Consider the following 16,365-nt stretch of genomic DNA (forward strand, 5'->3'; position numbering starts at 1 on the left):
GTTTTTTCTATAGAACGCCTGCCTGTTTATTTGCCAGACGCCACGCGGCGGGTTGCAAACCAGAAAATGAGCGCCAGCAGGCTGACGGCCGCCCCCAGCACGCACACCCCTTGCCATCCGGCAACGGCGTAAACCGCCGTCGTACCGGCAGCACCCAGTCCGCTGCCAACAGCATAAAACAACATATAGAGTCCCACGAGCCGGCTGTGGGCTTCGGGTCGGGTACGAAAAATCATACTCTGATTAGTCACATGCAGCGCCTGTCCCCCCAAATCCAGCAGCACGATCCCGATCAGCAACGCTACCGGCGACCACGCCATCAGCGACAGCGGCCACCAGGCAAGTAGCAGTATCACCAACGCCGCGGCGCTGGTACGTTGCCCGTAGCCCATGTCAGTCCACTTTCCGGCATGCCCGGCAGCCAGTGCCCCGATCACCCCAACCAGCCCCAAAGCACCAATAGCAGTGTGGGAAAAATCATAAGGCGGCGCGCTCAGCGGCAGCACCAGCGCACACCAGAAAATATTGAAGGCGGCGAACATCAGCAGCGCCAGCACGCCGCGAACCTGAAGGATTTTCTCCTGACGCAGCAGGGTCAGCATCGATGCCAGCAGTTGCGGATAGCTCAGCGTACTCTTTGCTACCGTGAGCACCGGCAACCGTCGCCACAGCGGAACGGCGATGCTCAGCATCAGCAGAGCGGCGAACAGATAGACCCCGCGCCAGCCGAAGAGGTCGCTGATGCCGCCAGAGAATACCCGAGCCAGCAGCAGCCCGATAAATACGCCGCTCTGCGCGGCACCGACCACCCGCCCCTGCTCGTGCGGTCTGGCTGCGCTGGCGGCATAGGCGATCAGGCCCTGCGTCATCGCGGTGCCCAGCAGTCCCACCGCCAGCATGCTGCCCAGCAGCATCGCCGCAGAAGATGCCGCGCTTACCGTAATCAGCGCGCCGATCAGCAGGATCAGCTGCGTGCCCATCAGCCGACGGCGATTCAGCCGATCGCCAAGCGGCACCAGCAGCAGTAGCGCCAGAGCGCAGCCGATCTGGGTTGCCGTTATCACGCCTCCGACGGAGGCGGCGCTGATAGCAAACTCCCGCGCCAGCCCATCAAGCAACGGTTGGGCGTAATAGACGTTTGCTACACTGAGGCCACTGGCGATAGCGAACAACCAAACCAGGCCGGTGGGCATAGCCACGACCGGGCCGGAAGGTGAAAGCGGTACGATGGATGTTTTCATGATTCTCTGCTCCGGCAACCTGGTTTCAAAACAAAACTGGTTGAAGGCTAGAGCATGTAGTTTTAAAATGCAACCAGATTCATGACAGCGAGGAGCGCGCATTGTGCCGAGTAAAATAATGAAAAACGAACCCTGTCCCGTCGCCCGCAGCGTGGATATTATCGGCGACCGCTGGTCGCTGCTGATCGTGCGCGACGCTTTTGATGGCATGAGCCGCTTTAGCGACTTTCAGCGCAGCCTGGGAATGGCGCGCAATATTCTCTCCGACCGCCTGCATAAGCTGGTTGATGCCGGCATCCTCAGGACCCAGGCGGCCTCGGATGGCAGCGCTTATCAGGAGTACGTCCTGACAGCAAAAGGAGAATGCCTGTTTCCCCTCGTGGTCGCACTGCGCCAGTGGGGAGAGCACTATCTTTTCGCCAGCGGCGAGCCTCATTCTGTGCTGATCGATAAGCGCACCCGGCAGGCGGTTCCGCTAATGGCGCCGGTTGCTGAGGACGGCACTCCGCTGCTACCTTCAGCAACCGAAGTATGCAAGGTGCAGGCAGACGAATGACGGTCGACACCGCCTGTTTCACGTATTCCGCCAGCATATCAATGACCTGGTAGCAAAATGGCATTTCAGCAGGGAAACACGCGGAGCGTTAATTGAAATTCGTTATTTAACAGCTGTTTATATTCAACGTGTATAATTAGCGCTAAACTATTCAAATCAAAAATGAAAGGGAGAACTGGCATGCGCGTACTCGTGGTTGAGGACAACGCTCTGCTGCGCCATCACCTGAAAGTTCAGCTGCAGGAGCTGGGACACCAGGTAGATGCCGCGGAAGATGCAAAAGAAGCAGACTATTATCTCGGTGAACATGTGCCGGATATCGCCATCGTCGACCTTGGTCTGCCGGATGAAGACGGTCTGTCCCTGATTCGCCGCTGGCGGAGCCATGATGTGTCGGTGCCGGTGCTAGTGCTCACCGCCCGCGAAGGCTGGCAGGATAAGGTCGAAGTGCTGAGCGCCGGGGCGGATGATTACGTCACCAAGCCATTCCACATTGAAGAAGTTGCCGCGCGCATGCAGGCGCTGCTGCGCCGTAACAGCGGCCTGGCATCGCAGGTCATCTCTCTGCCGCCTTTCCAGGTCGATCTGTCACGTCGCGAACTGTCGATTAACGACCAGCCGATCAAACTGACCGCGTTTGAATACACCATCATGGAAACCCTGATCCGCAACCGCGGAAAAGTGGTCAGTAAAGATTCCCTGATGCTCCAGCTCTATCCCGACGCCGAGCTGCGCGAAAGCCACACCATCGATGTCCTGATGGGACGACTGCGGAAAAAAATCCAGGCGCAACACCCGAATGATGTAATTACGACGGTACGCGGCCAGGGTTATTTATTCGAACTCCGCGGATGAAAGGCCCGCTACGGCATATTTTGCCGCTGTCTTTACGCGTTCGCTTTTTACTGGCGACAGCTGCCGTGGTGCTGGTGCTCTCACTGGCTTACGGTATGGTCGCGCTGGTGGGCTACAGCGTCAGCTTCGATAAAACCACCTTCCGTCTGCTGCGCGGGGAAAGCAACCTGTTCTATATGCTGGCCAAGTGGGAAGACGGCCGCATCGATGTTGATATCCCCGAAAATCTCAATATGCAGAGCCCGACGGTCACCTTAATTTATGACGTCAAAGGCAACCTGCTGTGGATGCAGCGCGATGTCGGGTGGCTGGCCAAACGTATTCAGCCCGAATGGCTCAAAAGCAACGGCTTCCACGAAATCGAATCCGACGTCGACAGCAGCAGCAAGTTGCTGCGTAACAATCAGGAAGTCCAGGAGCAGCTGGATGAGCTGCGCCAGCAGGACGACGATTCAGAAATGACCCACTCGGTGGCGATCAATATCTATCCGGCGACCGATAAGATGCCGCAGTTGAGTATCGTGGTGGTCGATACCATCCCGGTCGAACTGAAGCGTTCCTACATGGTGTGGAGCTGGTTTATCTACGTGCTGGTCGCCAACCTGCTGCTGGTGATCCCGCTGCTGTGGGTAGCCGCCTGGTGGAGCCTGCGGCCGATTGAGTCGCTGGCAAAAGAGGTGCGAGAACTCGAAGAGCACCACCGCGAGATGCTCAACCCGAACACCACCCGCGAACTGACCCGCCTGGTCAGCAACCTTAACCGCTTGCTGAAAAGCGAGCGCGACCGTTATGACAAATATCGCACCACCTTAACCGACCTCACCCACAGCCTGAAAACGCCGTTGGCGGTGCTGCAAAGCACGCTACGCTCTCTGCGCAGCCAGAAGCTCGATGTCACAGAGGCAGAGCCGGTGATGCTCGAGCAGATCAGCCGTATCTCGCAGCAAATTGGTTACTATCTCCACCGCGCCAGCATGCGCAGCGACAGTACGCTCCTGAGCCGTGAACTGCACCCGGTGGCCCCGCTGCTCGACAAGCTGACATCGGCCCTCAATAAGGTTTATCAGCGTAAAGGGGTTAATATCACCCTCGATATCTCGCCGGAAACCAGCTTCGTCGGCGAACAGAATGACTTTATGGAAGTGATGGGCAACGTGCTGGATAACGCCTGTAAATATTGTCTGGAGTTTGTCGAGGTGTCCGTGCGTCAGACCAACGACCATCATCTGCATATTCTGGTGGAAGATGACGGCCCCGGCATCCCGATGAGCCTGCGGGACAGCGTGTTTGACAGGGGCCAGCGCGCCGATACGCTGCGGCCAGGACAAGGGGTCGGACTCTCCGTGGCCCGTGATATTGTCCTGCAGTACAACGGTGAGATTATTGCCAGTGAGAGCCTGCTCGGCGGTGCCTGCATGGAAGTGATTTTTGGTCGCCAGCTGCCGGACGATAGCCAAAGTTGACCCGCTGTGCAGCTGAGGTTACTGAACTCTGTGACTGCGCAGGACAATCGCCGTCAACAAAGAGGCAGTTTGAAGGATGGCGTGTATAATCCCAAACAAACACCTGCTGTGGAATAAATAAAATGGATTATCAATTAACGCTTAACTGGCCTGACTTTATCGAACGCTACTGGCAAAAGCGCCCGGTGCTACTGAAACGCGGGTTTGCCAATTTCATCGATCCGATTAGCCCGGACGAGCTGGCCGGTCTGGCGATGGAAAGCGAAGTCGACAGCCGCCTGGTCAGCCATCAGGATGGAAAATGGCAGGTCAGCCATGGTCCCTTCGAAAGCTACGATCACCTGAGCGAAAACAACTGGTCGCTGCTGGTTCAGGCGGTAAACAACTGGCATGAACCTACGGCTGCGCTGATGCATCCGTTCCGCGCCCTGCCCGACTGGCGAATCGACGATCTGATGATCTCGTTCTCCGTACCCGGCGGTGGCGTAGGCCCGCACCTCGATCAGTACGATGTGTTTATCATCCAGGGAACCGGGCGTCGTCGCTGGCGCGTGGGCGAGAAGGTGCCGATGAAGCAGCACTGCCCGCATCCGGACCTGCTGCAGGTCGATCCCTTCGACGCCATCATCGATGAAGAGATGGAGCCGGGCGATATTCTCTATATCCCGCCAGGATTCCCGCACGAAGGCTATTCGCTGGAAAACTCGCTCAACTATTCCGTGGGCTATCGCTCGCCTAACGCCCGTGAGCTGTTCAGCGGTTTTGCCGATTATATTCTGCAGCGTGAACTGGGCAGCCAGCGTTACGCCGACCCGGACGTGCCGGCGCGCGATCATCCTGCGGATATTCTGCCGTCAGAGCTGGATCGTTTGCGGGACATGATGCTGGATCTGATCAACCAGCCAGAACATTTCAAACAGTGGTTTGGCGAGTTTATTACCCAGTCGCGTCATGAACTGGACGTCGCCCCTGCAGAGCCACCGTATCAGCCGGATGAGATTTACGACGCGCTGCAGCAAGGCGATCGTCTGGTACGTCTCGGCGGGCTGCGGGTGCTGCGCATTGATGGCGAGGTCTTCGTCAACGGCGAGAAAATCAACTCTCCGCACCGCCCGGCGCTGGACGCCCTGGCGACGCATCTGTCATTGCATGCCCAGCATTTTGGCGATGCGCTGGAAGACCCGTCGTTCCTCGCCATGCTGGCCGCGCTGGTCAACAGCGGATACTGGTTCTTCGAAGACTAAATCTACGCTATCCCCGTCCCGGCTGACGGCACGTTGCGCCCTGGCCGGGCTACAGACGGGGATAAGTAGCGGGTCGCCCGGATAAGCGCAATGCTTTCCGGGATTCTGCGAAGATCAGGCGCCGCGTTTTGCCGTTAGCTCGGCAATACGAACAATCACCTGCACCGCTTTCTCCATGCCCTCCAGGGTCACGAACTCATGCTTACCGTGGTAGTTGTAGCCACCGGTGAACAGGTTCGGGCAAGGTAACCCCATAAACGACAGCTGGGCGCCGTCGGTACCGCCGCGAATCGGCTTCATCTGCGGTTCAATATCGCAATCCACCATCGCCTGACGAGCAATTTCAACCACATGCGGATGGGCTATCACTTTTTCATGCATATTGTAGTAGCTGTCCTCAATCACCAGCTCAATATAGCAATCCGGGTGCAGCCCTTTGCCGACCTTTTTGGCAATTTCCATCATCTTGCGTTTGCGGGCTTCAAACTGCTTGCGGTCAAAATCACGGATGATGTAATGCATCTCCGCGCGGTCAACCGTGCCTTTGATATTCGCCAGGTGGTAAAACCCTTCATAACCTTCGGTGGTTTCGGGTGCCTCATCGGCCGGGACTTCAGCATGGATGCGGGCCGCCAGCGACAGCGCATTCACCATCACCCCTTTTGCGGTCCCCGGATGGACATTGTTGCCGACAATCTTGATGGTCACCGACGCCGCATTGAAGTTTTCACACTCCAGCTCGCCCACGCCGCCGCCGTCAACGGTATAGGCCCAGCGGGCATCAAAGGCCGCAACGTCAAAATGCTTCGCCCCTTTGCCCACCTCTTCGTCCGGCGTAAAGGCCACGCGGATATCACCGTGGGGGATCTGTTTGGCCTTTAGCGTAGCCAAAGCAGTCATAATTTCGGCGATACCAGCTTTATCGTCGGCGCCAAGTAATGTTTTGCCGTCGGTGGTAATCAACGTATGCCCCAGCAGCTGATGCAGCACCGGGAACATCACCGGCGACAGCACTTCATCGCCAATCCCCAGCGCGATGTCGCCGCCGCGGTAGTTTTCGACAATCTGCGGGTTCACATTCTTGCCGCTGAAATCAGGTGCCGTATCAACGTGAGAAATAAAGCCGATGGCTGGAATATCGCCGGCGACGTTTGCCGGAAGCGTTCCCATTACCGTCCCTTTGTCACTCAGCGTTACGTTGGCCAGCCCCATCTCTTCCAGCTGCTTTTGTAGCAGGCGTAACAGCTTCCACTGCCCTTCCGTGCTTGGTACCTGACGCACGCCAGGCTTCGACTGTGTGTCCAGAGAAACGTATTGTAAGAAACGCTCAAGCAATTTATCCATGTAGCCACCCTCTTCTTTTGTGACAACATTATTCATAAGCCCGAAAAGACAAATATTGCGTCAGGTCATTTTTAACCCGGCAAATAAGAATTTAATACCTTAACCGGCGTAAAGTTGTAAAGGTCATGCTTCTGTATGCGACAAGGTTTGGCTATCGTTAACGTTTGCCGTAGAATGTTGGCCCTTAAATAATCATGTGCAGCGCCAAAGGTGGTTAACCACAAACCCCGCAACGACCCGTATTTCGTTGCGTCTACACGGGACAGAGTCAAAAATTGAATATACAACCGCGTTCGCTTTCTCCGCTGGTGCAGCTGGCGGGAATTGGCAAAAGCTTTGATGGAAAAATGGTCATCGCCGATCTCAACCTGACCATCAACAATGGTGAATTTCTCACCCTGCTTGGCCCCTCTGGCTGCGGTAAAACCACCGTTCTTCGTCTTATCGCCGGGTTAGAAAATGTCGACACCGGGCGAATTCACCTCGAAGACCAGGATATCACCCATGTTCCGGCGGAAGACCGCCACGTCAATACCGTCTTTCAAAGCTACGCCCTGTTTCCCCACATGAGCGTCTTCGAAAACGTCGCCTTTGGTCTGCGTATGCAGAAAACGCCGGCGGCAGACATCCCCCCTCGCGTCATCGAGGCGCTGCGGATGGTGCAGCTCGAAGAGTTTGCCCAACGTAAACCCCATCAGCTCTCCGGCGGCCAGCAGCAGCGTGTCGCCATCGCCCGGGCCGTCGTCAATAAACCGCGGCTGTTGCTGCTCGATGAGTCACTGTCGGCGTTGGATTACAAACTGCGCAAGCAGATGCAAAACGAGCTGAAAGCGCTCCAGCGTAAGCTCGGTATCACCTTCGTGTTTGTCACCCACGATCAGGAAGAGGCATTGACCATGTCCGACCGCATCGTGGTCATGCGCGACGGGAAGATAGAACAGGACGGCACGCCGCGTGAAATTTACGAAGAACCGAAAAACCTGTTCGTCGCCAGCTTCATCGGCGAAATCAACCTCTTCAACGCCACGGTCATTGAACGCCTTGACGCGCAGCGTGTGCGCGCCAGCGTCGAAGGCCGGGAATGCAACATCTACGTCAATTTCCCCGTCGAGAAGGGCCAGCGGCTCAACGTCCTGCTGCGACCGGAAGACCTGCGGGTCGATGAAGTTCACCACAGCAACGACGCCGACGGTTTGATCGGCTATATCCGCGAGCGCAACTACAAAGGGATGACCCTGGAATCGGTTGTCGAACTGGAAAACGGCAAAATGGTGATGGTCAGCGAATTCTTTAATGAAGACGACCCCGATTTTGACCACCCGCTGGACCAAAAAATGGCCATTAACTGGGTAGAGAGCTGGGAGGTTGTGCTGGCCGATGAAGAACACCAGTAAATTCCAGAATGTGGTGATCGCCACGATCGTCGGCTGGCTGGTGCTGTTTGTCTTCCTGCCCAACCTGATGATCATCGCCACCAGCTTCCTGACCCGCGACGACGCCAGTTTCGTCAAAATGGTCTTTACGCTGGATAACTATACGCGCCTGCTGGATCCGCTCTATTACGATGTGCTGCTGCACTCGCTGAATATGGCGCTGCTGGCGACGCTGGCCTGCCTGGCGCTGGGCTATCCCTTCGCCTGGTTTCTGGCCCGGCTGCCGGAGAAAGTGCGTCCGCTGCTGCTGTTTCTGCTGATTGTGCCGTTCTGGACCAACTCACTGATCCGCATCTACGGGCTGAAAATCTTCCTCAGTACCAAAGGCTATCTCAACGAGTTCCTGCTGTGGCTGGGGGTCATCGATACGCCGCTGCGCATCATGTACACCCCGTCGGCGGTTATCATCGGCCTGGTCTACATTCTGCTGCCGTTTATGGTGATGCCGCTCTACTCCAGCATTGAGAAGCTGGATCGCCCGCTGCTGGAAGCGGCGAAAGATCTCGGCGCCAGCAAGCTGCAAACCTTTATCCGCATTATCATTCCGCTGACCATGCCGGGCATTATTGCCGGCTGCCTGCTGGTGATGCTGCCGGCAATGGGGCTGTTCTACGTCTCAGACCTGATGGGGGGCGCGAAGAACCTGCTGATCGGTAACGTCATTAAGAGCCAGTTCCTGAATATTCGCGACTGGCCGTTTGGCGCCGCCACCAGCATTACGCTGACCCTGGTGATGGGCCTGATGCTGCTGGTTTACTGGCGGGCAGCAAGCCTGTTGAATAAGAAGGTGGAACTCGAATGATCGGTCGACTGCTGCGCGGCGGCTTTATGACCGCCATCTATGCTTATCTTTATATTCCGATCATTATTCTGATCGTCAATTCGTTTAACAGTTCGCGTTTCGGCATCAACTGGCAGGGCTTCACCAGCAAATGGTATGGCCTGCTGATGAACAACGATAGCCTGTTGCAGGCGGCCCAGCATTCGCTGACCATGGCGGTGCTGTCGGCGACTTTTGCGACGCTTATCGGCTCATTGACCGCCGTGGCGCTGTATCGCTATCGCTTTCGCGGCAAGCCGTTCGTCAGCGGGATGCTGTTTGTGGTGATGATGTCGCCGGATATTGTCATGGCGATCTCGCTGCTGGTGCTGTTTATGCTGATCGGCATTCAACTTGGCTTCTGGTCGCTGCTGTTCTCGCACATCACCTTCTGCCTGCCTTTCGTAGTGGTGACGGTCTATTCGCGCCTCAAAGGCTTTGACGTGCGGATGCTGGAAGCGGCGAAAGATCTCGGCGCCAGTGAGCTGACGATCCTGCGCAAAATCATTCTGCCGCTGGCGATGCCGGCGGTGGCGGCGGGCTGGCTGCTCAGCTTTACGCTGTCGATGGATGACGTAGTGGTCTCTTCGTTCGTTACCGGGCCGGGGTATGAAATTCTGCCGCTTAAGATTTACTCAATGGTCAAAGTGGGCGTCTCACCGGAGGTGAACGCGCTGGCGACCATTCTGTTACTGCTTTCTCTGGTTATGGTCGTTGCCAGCCAGATTGTTGCTCGTGATAAAACGAAATCTCAGGGGACATCGAAATGAAAAAAATGCTCGCCGCCGCGGCGCTGGTGCTCGGAATGGGTGCTGCGCACGCCGATGACAGCAAAACGCTCTACTTCTACAACTGGACCGAATACGTGCCGCCGGGACTGCTGGAGCAGTTCACCAAAGAGACCGGGATCAAGGTTATCTATTCGACCTACGAGTCGAATGAAACCATGTACGCCAAGCTCAAAACCTACAAAGACGGCGCTTACGACCTGGTGGTTCCGTCCACCTACTTCGTCGATAAGATGCGTAAAGAGGGCATGCTGCAGAAGATCGACAAGAGCAAGCTGAGCAACTTCGGCAATCTCGACCCTGAAATGCTCAATAAACCGTTCGACCCAGGCAACGATTACTCGATTCCCTACATCTGGGGCGCCACCGCTATTGGCGTCAACAGCGATGCCATCGACCCGAAAACCGTCACCAGCTGGGCCGACCTGTGGAAGCCGGATTACAAAAGCAGCCTGCTGCTGACCGATGATGCGCGTGAAGTGTTCCAGATTGCCCTGCGCAAACTGGGCTATTCCGGCAACACCACCGACCCGAAAGAGATTGAAGCGGCCTACCAGGAGCTGAAAAAGCTGATGCCTAACGTCGCGGCGTTCAACTCCGATAACCCGGCCAACCCGTACATGGAAGGCGAAGTGAATCTCGGGATGGTGTGGAACGGCTCAGCCTGGGTGGCTCGTCAGGCCGGCACGCCGCTGGAAGTGGTCTGGCCGAAAGAAGGCGGGATCTTCTGGATGGATAGCCTGGCTATTCCGGCCAATGCGAAAAACGTCGACGGCGCGCTGAAGCTGATCAACTTCCTGCTGCGCCCGGAAGTGGCTAAACAGGTCGCGGAGACCATCGGCTACCCGACGCCTAACCTGGCGGCGCGCAAGATGCTGAGCCCGGAAGTCGCCAACGACAAATCGCTGTATCCAGATGCCGAAACCATCGCCAAAGGCGAATGGCAGAATGATGTCGGCAGCGCCAGCACGCTGTATGAAGAGTATTACCAGAAGCTGAAAGCGGGCCGTTAATCCGCCGCCGCAACGCCGCCCCGGCCTGAACGCCGGGGCGTTTTTATTTATGCTTCGTCGCCCATCAGAATCTGACCGAACTCGGCCCGCAGCTGATTCTTCAGTACCTTACCGGTGGCGCTCACCGGCAGGCTGTCAATAAACAGAATCCGGTCCGGAAGCTGCCATTTCGGTATTCGCTGCTGATACCAGGCCAACAGCTCATGCTCTTCGATCTCGCTGCCCTCCTCCCTGACGCACAGCACTACCGGCCGCTCATCCCAACGTGGATGCTGCGCCGCAATCGCCGCCGCGCTGCGAATCGCCGGGTGAGCGATGGCAATGTTCTCCAGCTCTACCGTGGAGATCCACTCGCCGCCGGACTTAATAATATCTTTCGCCCGATCCTGAATCACCAGATAGCCATTTTGATTGAGCGTGCCAATATCGCCGGTATCGAACCAGCCGTCCGGGGTCATGGCGCTCTCCGGGCGGCCATAATAACTGGCGACCACCCAGTGGCCGCGCACCTGCAAATATCCCTGAGTCTCACCGTCGTCGGGCAGCGGTTGGCCGTCCACATCCACCACCCGCAGCTCGATGCCAAAGATCGCCCGCCCCTGGCCGTGACCCAGCTTATCCTGCGCCGCCTGAGGCAACGCCTTGTGTTTGCTTAACGGCGTGTTGATCGTGCCGATCGGCGAGGTTTCCGTCATGCCCCAGGCGTGGATCAACTCAATATCATAATCGCGGCGGAACACCTCAATCATCGACGGCGGCAAAGCCGAGCCGCCAACAAAAGAGCGTTTAAAATGCGGCAAGCGAATCTCCGATTTGCGCAGCGCCGCCAGCAGGCCGGCCCAGATCACCGGGACGCCGAACGCCACGCTGACCTGCTCTTCACTCAGCAACCGCAGCAGGCTTTCGCCATCAAGATTCGGCCCCGGCAGCACCAGTCGCGCCCCCACCATGGCGGCGATAAACGGCGTTCCCCAGGCATTGACGTGGAACATCGGCACCACCGGCAACAGCGAATCCTGCGCCGAAATACCGGCGGCATCTGGCTGATTGCCGCTGAGGGCATGCAGCACCAGCGAACGATGGGTGTTCAGCACCCCTTTCGGCTTTCCCGTCGTTCCCGAGGTGTAGCACAGCGAGGCGGGCGACTGCTCGCTGAGATCGGGCCAGCGATACTGTGGGTCCGCCTCGGCGAGCAGGTCATCAAAGAACAGCAGCGAGTCCACGGTGGCAAGCGCCGCCTCGTTGCGCGGTTCCAGCACAACAAAATGTTTCACCGTCGGTAAGTGTGGACGCAGCGCGGCGATCAGCGGCAGGAAGGTATAGTCGAAAAACAGGACCTCGTCGGCAGCATCATTGATGATAAACACCAGATGCTCAACGGACAGACGCGGGTTGATAGTGTGCGTCACCCACCCGCCGGCGCTGACGCCAAAATAGATTTCCAGATGCCGGCGATTATTCCACGCCAGCGTGCCGCAGCGGGCACCTTGCGTTATCCCCAGGCGCTGCATGGCACTGGCCAGACGCCGCGCACTCTCCGCTACCTGCCCCCAGCTGCTGTACTCCCGTCCTGCTAACGTCCCGACCGAGACAATACCGGTATCGGTGTGATAGCGCGCGGCATGTTCGAGTAGCGCTCGGGTCGTTAAATCCTGATACATCATCGATGGATGCATGAATGATACTCCGCGACTGGCTGATTATGTTGTGTGTTGGGCTACCACTAAATCTGGCAACAACCCGCAGAACCGACCAAAAGAGATGTGCAAAATTTAGCGTTGACGCACAACAATTGCCCTCTGGCGCTGGGGAATGTGATGGAAGCTGGTTTTTTACAACAGCTTACGACTGGCAACCGGTCGGGTGAAACCGGTCAGACAGCGGATAAGTTTCCGGCGGGAATTATCACAATTAATTTAAGGTTTTGTGATACATCGGGGACCACTTTTGAGCCACACTGTTTTTAACGCACTGACCGGGAATATAACAATGAACACGCCAACGTTTCAGGTTAAGCCCGCGACCATTCATCCTTTATGGTTAAGAATATGTCACTGGGTGAATGCCCTCGCGATATTAATAATGGTCACCAGCGGCTGGCGTATTTATAACGCATCGCCACTATTTGCTTTCGACATTCCGGATATTATTACCCTCGGCGGCTGGCTTGGCGGGGCATTACAATGGCATTTCTTCGCTATGTGGCTATTTGCGTTGAACGGCCTGGCGTATTTGGCACTGAATATCAGCAGCGGGCGATTAACACGCCAGTTCTGGCCGCTGTCGCCGCGAGGCCTGGTGCAGGATTTACTTTCGGCCCTGCGCGGTAAGCTGGCCCATGACCATGCCGGACAATATAACCACGTCCAGAAACTGGCTTATCTGTTCGTGATGGTCGATAGCATTATTCTGACGCTATCTGGCCTGGTTATCTGGAAATCGGTGCAGTTTCCCCTGCTGAGAGAATTACTTGGCGGTTATGACAACGCCCGCGTTATCCATTTTCTGGCAATGTCGGCGCTAGTGGGTTTTGTGGTGATTCATCTGATCATGGTGCTGTTAGTACCGAAAACATTACTCGCCATGCTCCGTGGACGATAAGAGGTCTCTGATGAGCCAACGTGATAAATCACTGCCGACTGCCGATAAGAACATCATTATCCAGGACGCCAGTCGGGAAATAAATAAACAACTGTCTGCCGAAGGCCGTCGTCGTTTTTTAAAACAGGGCTTAACCCTCGGCGGTTTAATGATGTTGACCGGATGCGACATCAGTAATAACAGTTCGGTCGAAAATACCCTGAGCCGTATTTCCCGATTTAACGATCGTGTTCAACAATGGTTATTTAACCCTGATGATCTCGCGCCGGTATATCCCGAAAGCATGATAACGCGCCCCTTCCCGTTTAATGCGTTTTATAGCGAGGATCAGGCGCCGACGATCGATGGCAGCGATTATCGTCTGGAAGTCACCGGGCGCGTGAGCGATAAACGTGCCTGGAGCCTTGCCGAACTGCATAACATGGCGCAGGTCAGCCAGGTTACGCGGCATATTTGTGTGGAAGGATGGAGTGCCATTGGTAAATGGGGCGGCGTACCCTTTGCCCTGTTTCTCAAAACGATCGGGGCGGACCTGAATGCCAGCTACGTCAGCTTCCGCTGCGCGGATGATTACTACACCAGTATTGATATGGCAACCGCCCTCCACCCGCAGACCCTGATGGCATTAACCTACGACGGTCAGATTTTGCCTCGCAAATATGGCTTCCCGATGAAGATAAGGATCCCTACCAAGCTGGGCTATAAAAACCCCAAACATATTTTGGCTATTGAAATCACCAATCGCTACCCCGGCGGTTACTGGGAGGACCAGGGCTATAACTGGTTCGGCGGTAGCTAATTCACTGTGGTCATCATCTGTGATTGATCCAGAACGTATACACTCATGAAGGAATGACGAAATGAAAAAGCTCAATACCCTGCTGATGTGCTCTGCTTTGCTGTTTGGAATGGCCGGCGCCAACGCGGCTGACAATATGGCCAAGGACAATATGGCGAAAGACAGTATGGGCAAAATGTCCCATGACTGTACCAAAGACAGCATGAAAAAAGAGTGTATGTCGAAGGACGGCATGGCCAAAGACGGGATGAAGAAAGATGGCATGTCGAAGGACAGCATGCATAAAGACACGATGAGCAAAGACGGTATGGCCAAAGATTCAATGTCGAAAGACAAAATGGCCAAAGACGCCATGAGTCACTAATTCTCGTCACGCCCGACGCCAGGATCAAAGCGATTGCCCACCCAGGCAATCGCTTTTTATTATCGGGTAAGGCCCCGGCGCTTACAGATCCTTTAGCAGTTGCTCAATAAATGCCGGAACCACTTCACTCGCCAGCCCGTAGTGTTTTTCAGCAAATTCGCTGCCCACCTGGCTCGGTTCAAGGTTTAGCTCCACCGTATGCGCTCCCTGCAGACGGGCTTCGTGGACGAAACCGGCCGCCGGATAGACATGCCCGGAGGTGCCGATGGCAATAAAGATATCGGCATCGGCCAGCGCGCTGTAGATGTCATCCATCCCCAGCGGCATCTCGCCAAACCAGACCACGTGCGGGCGCAGCGGCGCCGGGAACTGACAGCAGTGGCACTTGTCCTCTGCGGTGACGTCCCCGGTCCACTCCAGCACCTGCCCGCTCCACGAACAGCGGACTTTGAGTAACTCACCATGCATGTGGATCACCCGCTGATTCCCGGCGCGTTCGTGCAGGTTATCAATGTTCTGCGTCACCAGCAGGAAGTTGTCGCCCAACGCCGATTCCAGTTTCGCCAACGCCTGATGCGCCGCATTTGGAACAATATCGGGGCCTTGCAGTTGTCGGCGACGGGCGTTGTAAAACGCCTGCACCAGCGCGGGGTCACGGGCGAAACCTTCCGGCGTCGCCACATCTTCAACCCGGTGCTCTTCCCACAAGCCATCGGCAGCACGGAAGGTTTTTATACCGGACTCCGCCGAAATCCCAGCGCCGGTCAGCACCACAACCTTAGGTTTATCCATTGTATCCACCGCCGTCTTATCCTCTTTAAAGAAAATCCGCTGGCGCAGACGTTCACGCAAGCGACGTTTGTTACGGCGAAAACGGCTCAATCGGTGTAAGCGGCGCGACAACATAGCTACCCCTGTGGTTAACGAGTCAAATGAAGGAAGGCCGCACCGCGCATACCCCCAGCATCGCCATGACGCGCGCGTTCAATTCGCGGCACCCTGGCAACCGGCAGTAAATGACGCGGCAGGCGCTGCGCCAGCCCTTCGCTTATTGCTGTAAAGTTAGACAACCCACCGCCAAGCACCAGCAAATCCGGGTCGACAATGGTTAAAATATTCCCCAGACAGACCGCCAGCAGGTCAAGATAGCGCTCGACGTGCTCACGCGCCCGCGCCTCGCCCTGTTGCCACTGGGCGACGATCTCGGGGGAAGTTAAGGCGTGTTGATAAAAGTGTTCATACAGCCAGGCGAAACCGCGGCCGGAAAGATAATTTTCAATGCAGCCCAGTTGGCCGCAGCCGCAGCGGGTGAGCGGGAAATCACGCCCCACCACCTCGAGGGCATCAACCGGCAGGCGGATATGGCCAAATTCGCCGGTGATATAACTATGTCCGGTAATCGATTTACCGTTGAGTACCAGTCCACCGCCAACGCCGGTGCCGAGGATCAGCCCCATCACCAGCGGATATTGCGTGAACTCGTCGTCCCAGGCTTCTGAGAGGGCAAAACAGTTAGCGTCGTTGTCCAGACGAACCTCGCGCCCGAGACGAGCGCTGAGGTCGGCACGAAGCGGCTGGCCGCTGGCGGCGGGAACGTTGGCGGCGTACAGCGTGCCGTCCGCCGTTTCCGGCATTCCCGGAATACCAATGCCCACCGTTCCCTCACAGTCAAAACGGCTGTCCGCTTCACGTACCAGCGACTCCACCGCCTGCTGAAAATCCTCATAACCTGTTTTTGGTGTGGCAACGCGCTTTTCCCAACGCAGTCGCCGCTCTTGATCGAAGACACCCAGTGCTATCTTGCTGCCGCCAATGTCAAATCCGTAGTACATTCAGCAATTCCT

General features: G+C 56.4%; 16 protein-coding genes. 11 read left to right on the forward strand and 5 right to left on the reverse strand.

Annotated elements, in window-relative coordinates:
- Window positions 1-26 precede the first annotated feature (26 nt).
- Window positions 27-1,241: an MFS transporter gene (locus tag HF679_RS08950; protein WP_154143631.1), complete on the reverse strand. Its 1,215-nt coding sequence runs from the start codon at window positions 1,239-1,241 to the stop codon at window positions 27-29.
- Between the two features lie 118 nt (window positions 1,242-1,359).
- Between HF679_RS08950 and HF679_RS08955 the strand changes: the two genes are divergently transcribed.
- The 4 genes from HF679_RS08955 to HF679_RS08970 all read left to right on the forward strand — a co-directional run bounded on the left by HF679_RS08955 (window position 1,360) and on the right by HF679_RS08970 (window position 5,359).
- A complete protein-coding gene (locus HF679_RS08955) occupies window positions 1,360-1,797 on the forward strand; it encodes a winged helix-turn-helix transcriptional regulator (protein WP_123753860.1) in 438 nt (145 codons plus the stop codon).
- Window positions 1,798-1,977: 180 nt separating this feature from the next.
- Window positions 1,978-2,652, forward strand: a complete 675-nt coding sequence (gene phoP, locus HF679_RS08960) for a two-component system response regulator PhoP (RefSeq protein WP_123753859.1) — start codon at window positions 1,978-1,980, stop codon at window positions 2,650-2,652.
- Window positions 2,649-4,115 carry a two-component system sensor histidine kinase PhoQ gene (gene phoQ, locus HF679_RS08965; RefSeq protein WP_187042889.1) on the forward strand — a complete coding sequence of 489 codons (1,467 nt, stop codon included), beginning with the start codon at window positions 2,649-2,651 and terminating at the stop codon, window positions 4,113-4,115. The genes phoP and phoQ overlap by 4 nt, the downstream gene beginning before the upstream one ends.
- Window positions 4,116-4,237: 122 nt before the next feature.
- Entirely contained in the window at window positions 4,238-5,359 is a 1,122-nt protein-coding gene (locus tag HF679_RS08970) for a cupin domain-containing protein (protein WP_187042890.1), read from the forward strand.
- A gap of 114 nt (window positions 5,360-5,473) precedes the next feature.
- On the opposite strand, the gene pepT is transcribed toward HF679_RS08970, so the two are convergent.
- Entirely contained in the window at window positions 5,474-6,703 is a 1,230-nt protein-coding gene (gene pepT, locus HF679_RS08975; protein ID WP_123753856.1) for a peptidase T, read from the reverse strand.
- Between the two features lie 275 nt (window positions 6,704-6,978).
- Between pepT and potA the strand changes: the two genes are divergently transcribed.
- The 4 genes from potA to potD are packed head-to-tail and all read left to right on the forward strand — an operon-like array spanning window position 6,979 to window position 10,757.
- Window positions 6,979-8,097 (forward strand): spermidine/putrescine ABC transporter ATP-binding protein PotA, encoded by a 1,119-nt coding sequence (gene potA / locus HF679_RS08980; protein ID WP_123753855.1) that lies wholly within the window; start codon window positions 6,979-6,981, stop codon window positions 8,095-8,097.
- Window positions 8,081-8,938, forward strand: coding sequence for a spermidine/putrescine ABC transporter permease PotB (potB, locus tag HF679_RS08985; protein ID WP_123753854.1), 858 nt, complete (start codon window positions 8,081-8,083; stop codon window positions 8,936-8,938). The genes potA and potB overlap by 17 nt, the downstream gene beginning before the upstream one ends.
- The gene (potC, locus tag HF679_RS08990; RefSeq protein ID WP_123753853.1) at window positions 8,935-9,726 is read left to right on the forward strand and encodes a spermidine/putrescine ABC transporter permease PotC; all 792 of its coding nucleotides are present in this window, start codon (window positions 8,935-8,937) and stop codon (window positions 9,724-9,726) included. The genes potB and potC overlap by 4 nt, the downstream gene beginning before the upstream one ends.
- Complete coding sequence (potD, locus tag HF679_RS08995; protein WP_123753852.1) at window positions 9,723-10,757, forward strand: spermidine/putrescine ABC transporter substrate-binding protein PotD; 1,035 nt, start codon at window positions 9,723-9,725, stop codon at window positions 10,755-10,757. Before potC ends, potD begins: the two co-directional genes overlap by 4 nt.
- Window positions 10,758-10,804: 47 nt before the next feature.
- On the opposite strand, the gene HF679_RS09000 is transcribed toward potD, so the two are convergent.
- Window positions 10,805-12,433, reverse strand: a complete 1,629-nt coding sequence (locus HF679_RS09000; RefSeq protein WP_187042891.1) for a long-chain fatty acid--CoA ligase — start codon at window positions 12,431-12,433, stop codon at window positions 10,805-10,807.
- A gap of 313 nt (window positions 12,434-12,746) precedes the next feature.
- On the opposite strand from HF679_RS09000, the gene HF679_RS09005 reads away from it, so the two are divergent.
- From HF679_RS09005 to HF679_RS09015, 3 genes are all read left to right on the forward strand, one after another.
- Window positions 12,747-13,358 carry a cytochrome b/b6 domain-containing protein gene (locus HF679_RS09005; protein ID WP_187042892.1) on the forward strand — a complete coding sequence of 204 codons (612 nt, stop codon included), beginning with the start codon at window positions 12,747-12,749 and terminating at the stop codon, window positions 13,356-13,358.
- Between the two features lie 10 nt (window positions 13,359-13,368).
- Window positions 13,369-14,157: a molybdopterin-dependent oxidoreductase gene (locus tag HF679_RS09010; RefSeq protein WP_154143629.1), complete on the forward strand. Its 789-nt coding sequence runs from the start codon at window positions 13,369-13,371 to the stop codon at window positions 14,155-14,157.
- A gap of 61 nt (window positions 14,158-14,218) precedes the next feature.
- A complete protein-coding gene (locus HF679_RS09015) occupies window positions 14,219-14,521 on the forward strand; it encodes a pentapeptide MXKDX repeat protein (protein WP_123753848.1) in 303 nt (100 codons plus the stop codon).
- A gap of 81 nt (window positions 14,522-14,602) precedes the next feature.
- Here the strand turns inward: HF679_RS09015 and cobB are convergent, their stop codons facing one another.
- Both cobB and nagK read right to left on the reverse strand, forming a co-directional pair.
- Window positions 14,603-15,427, reverse strand: coding sequence for a Sir2 family NAD+-dependent deacetylase (cobB, locus tag HF679_RS09020; protein WP_123753847.1), 825 nt, complete (start codon window positions 15,425-15,427; stop codon window positions 14,603-14,605).
- A gap of 14 nt (window positions 15,428-15,441) precedes the next feature.
- Complete coding sequence (nagK, locus tag HF679_RS09025) at window positions 15,442-16,353, reverse strand: N-acetylglucosamine kinase (RefSeq protein WP_187042893.1); 912 nt, start codon at window positions 16,351-16,353, stop codon at window positions 15,442-15,444.
- Between the last annotated feature and the right edge of the window lie 12 nt (window positions 16,354-16,365).

Origin of the sequence: Enterobacter sp. JUb54 (genome assembly GCF_014298075.1) — a bacterium.
Taxonomy (GTDB): Bacteria; Pseudomonadota; Gammaproteobacteria; order Enterobacterales; family Enterobacteriaceae; genus Klebsiella; species Klebsiella lignicola.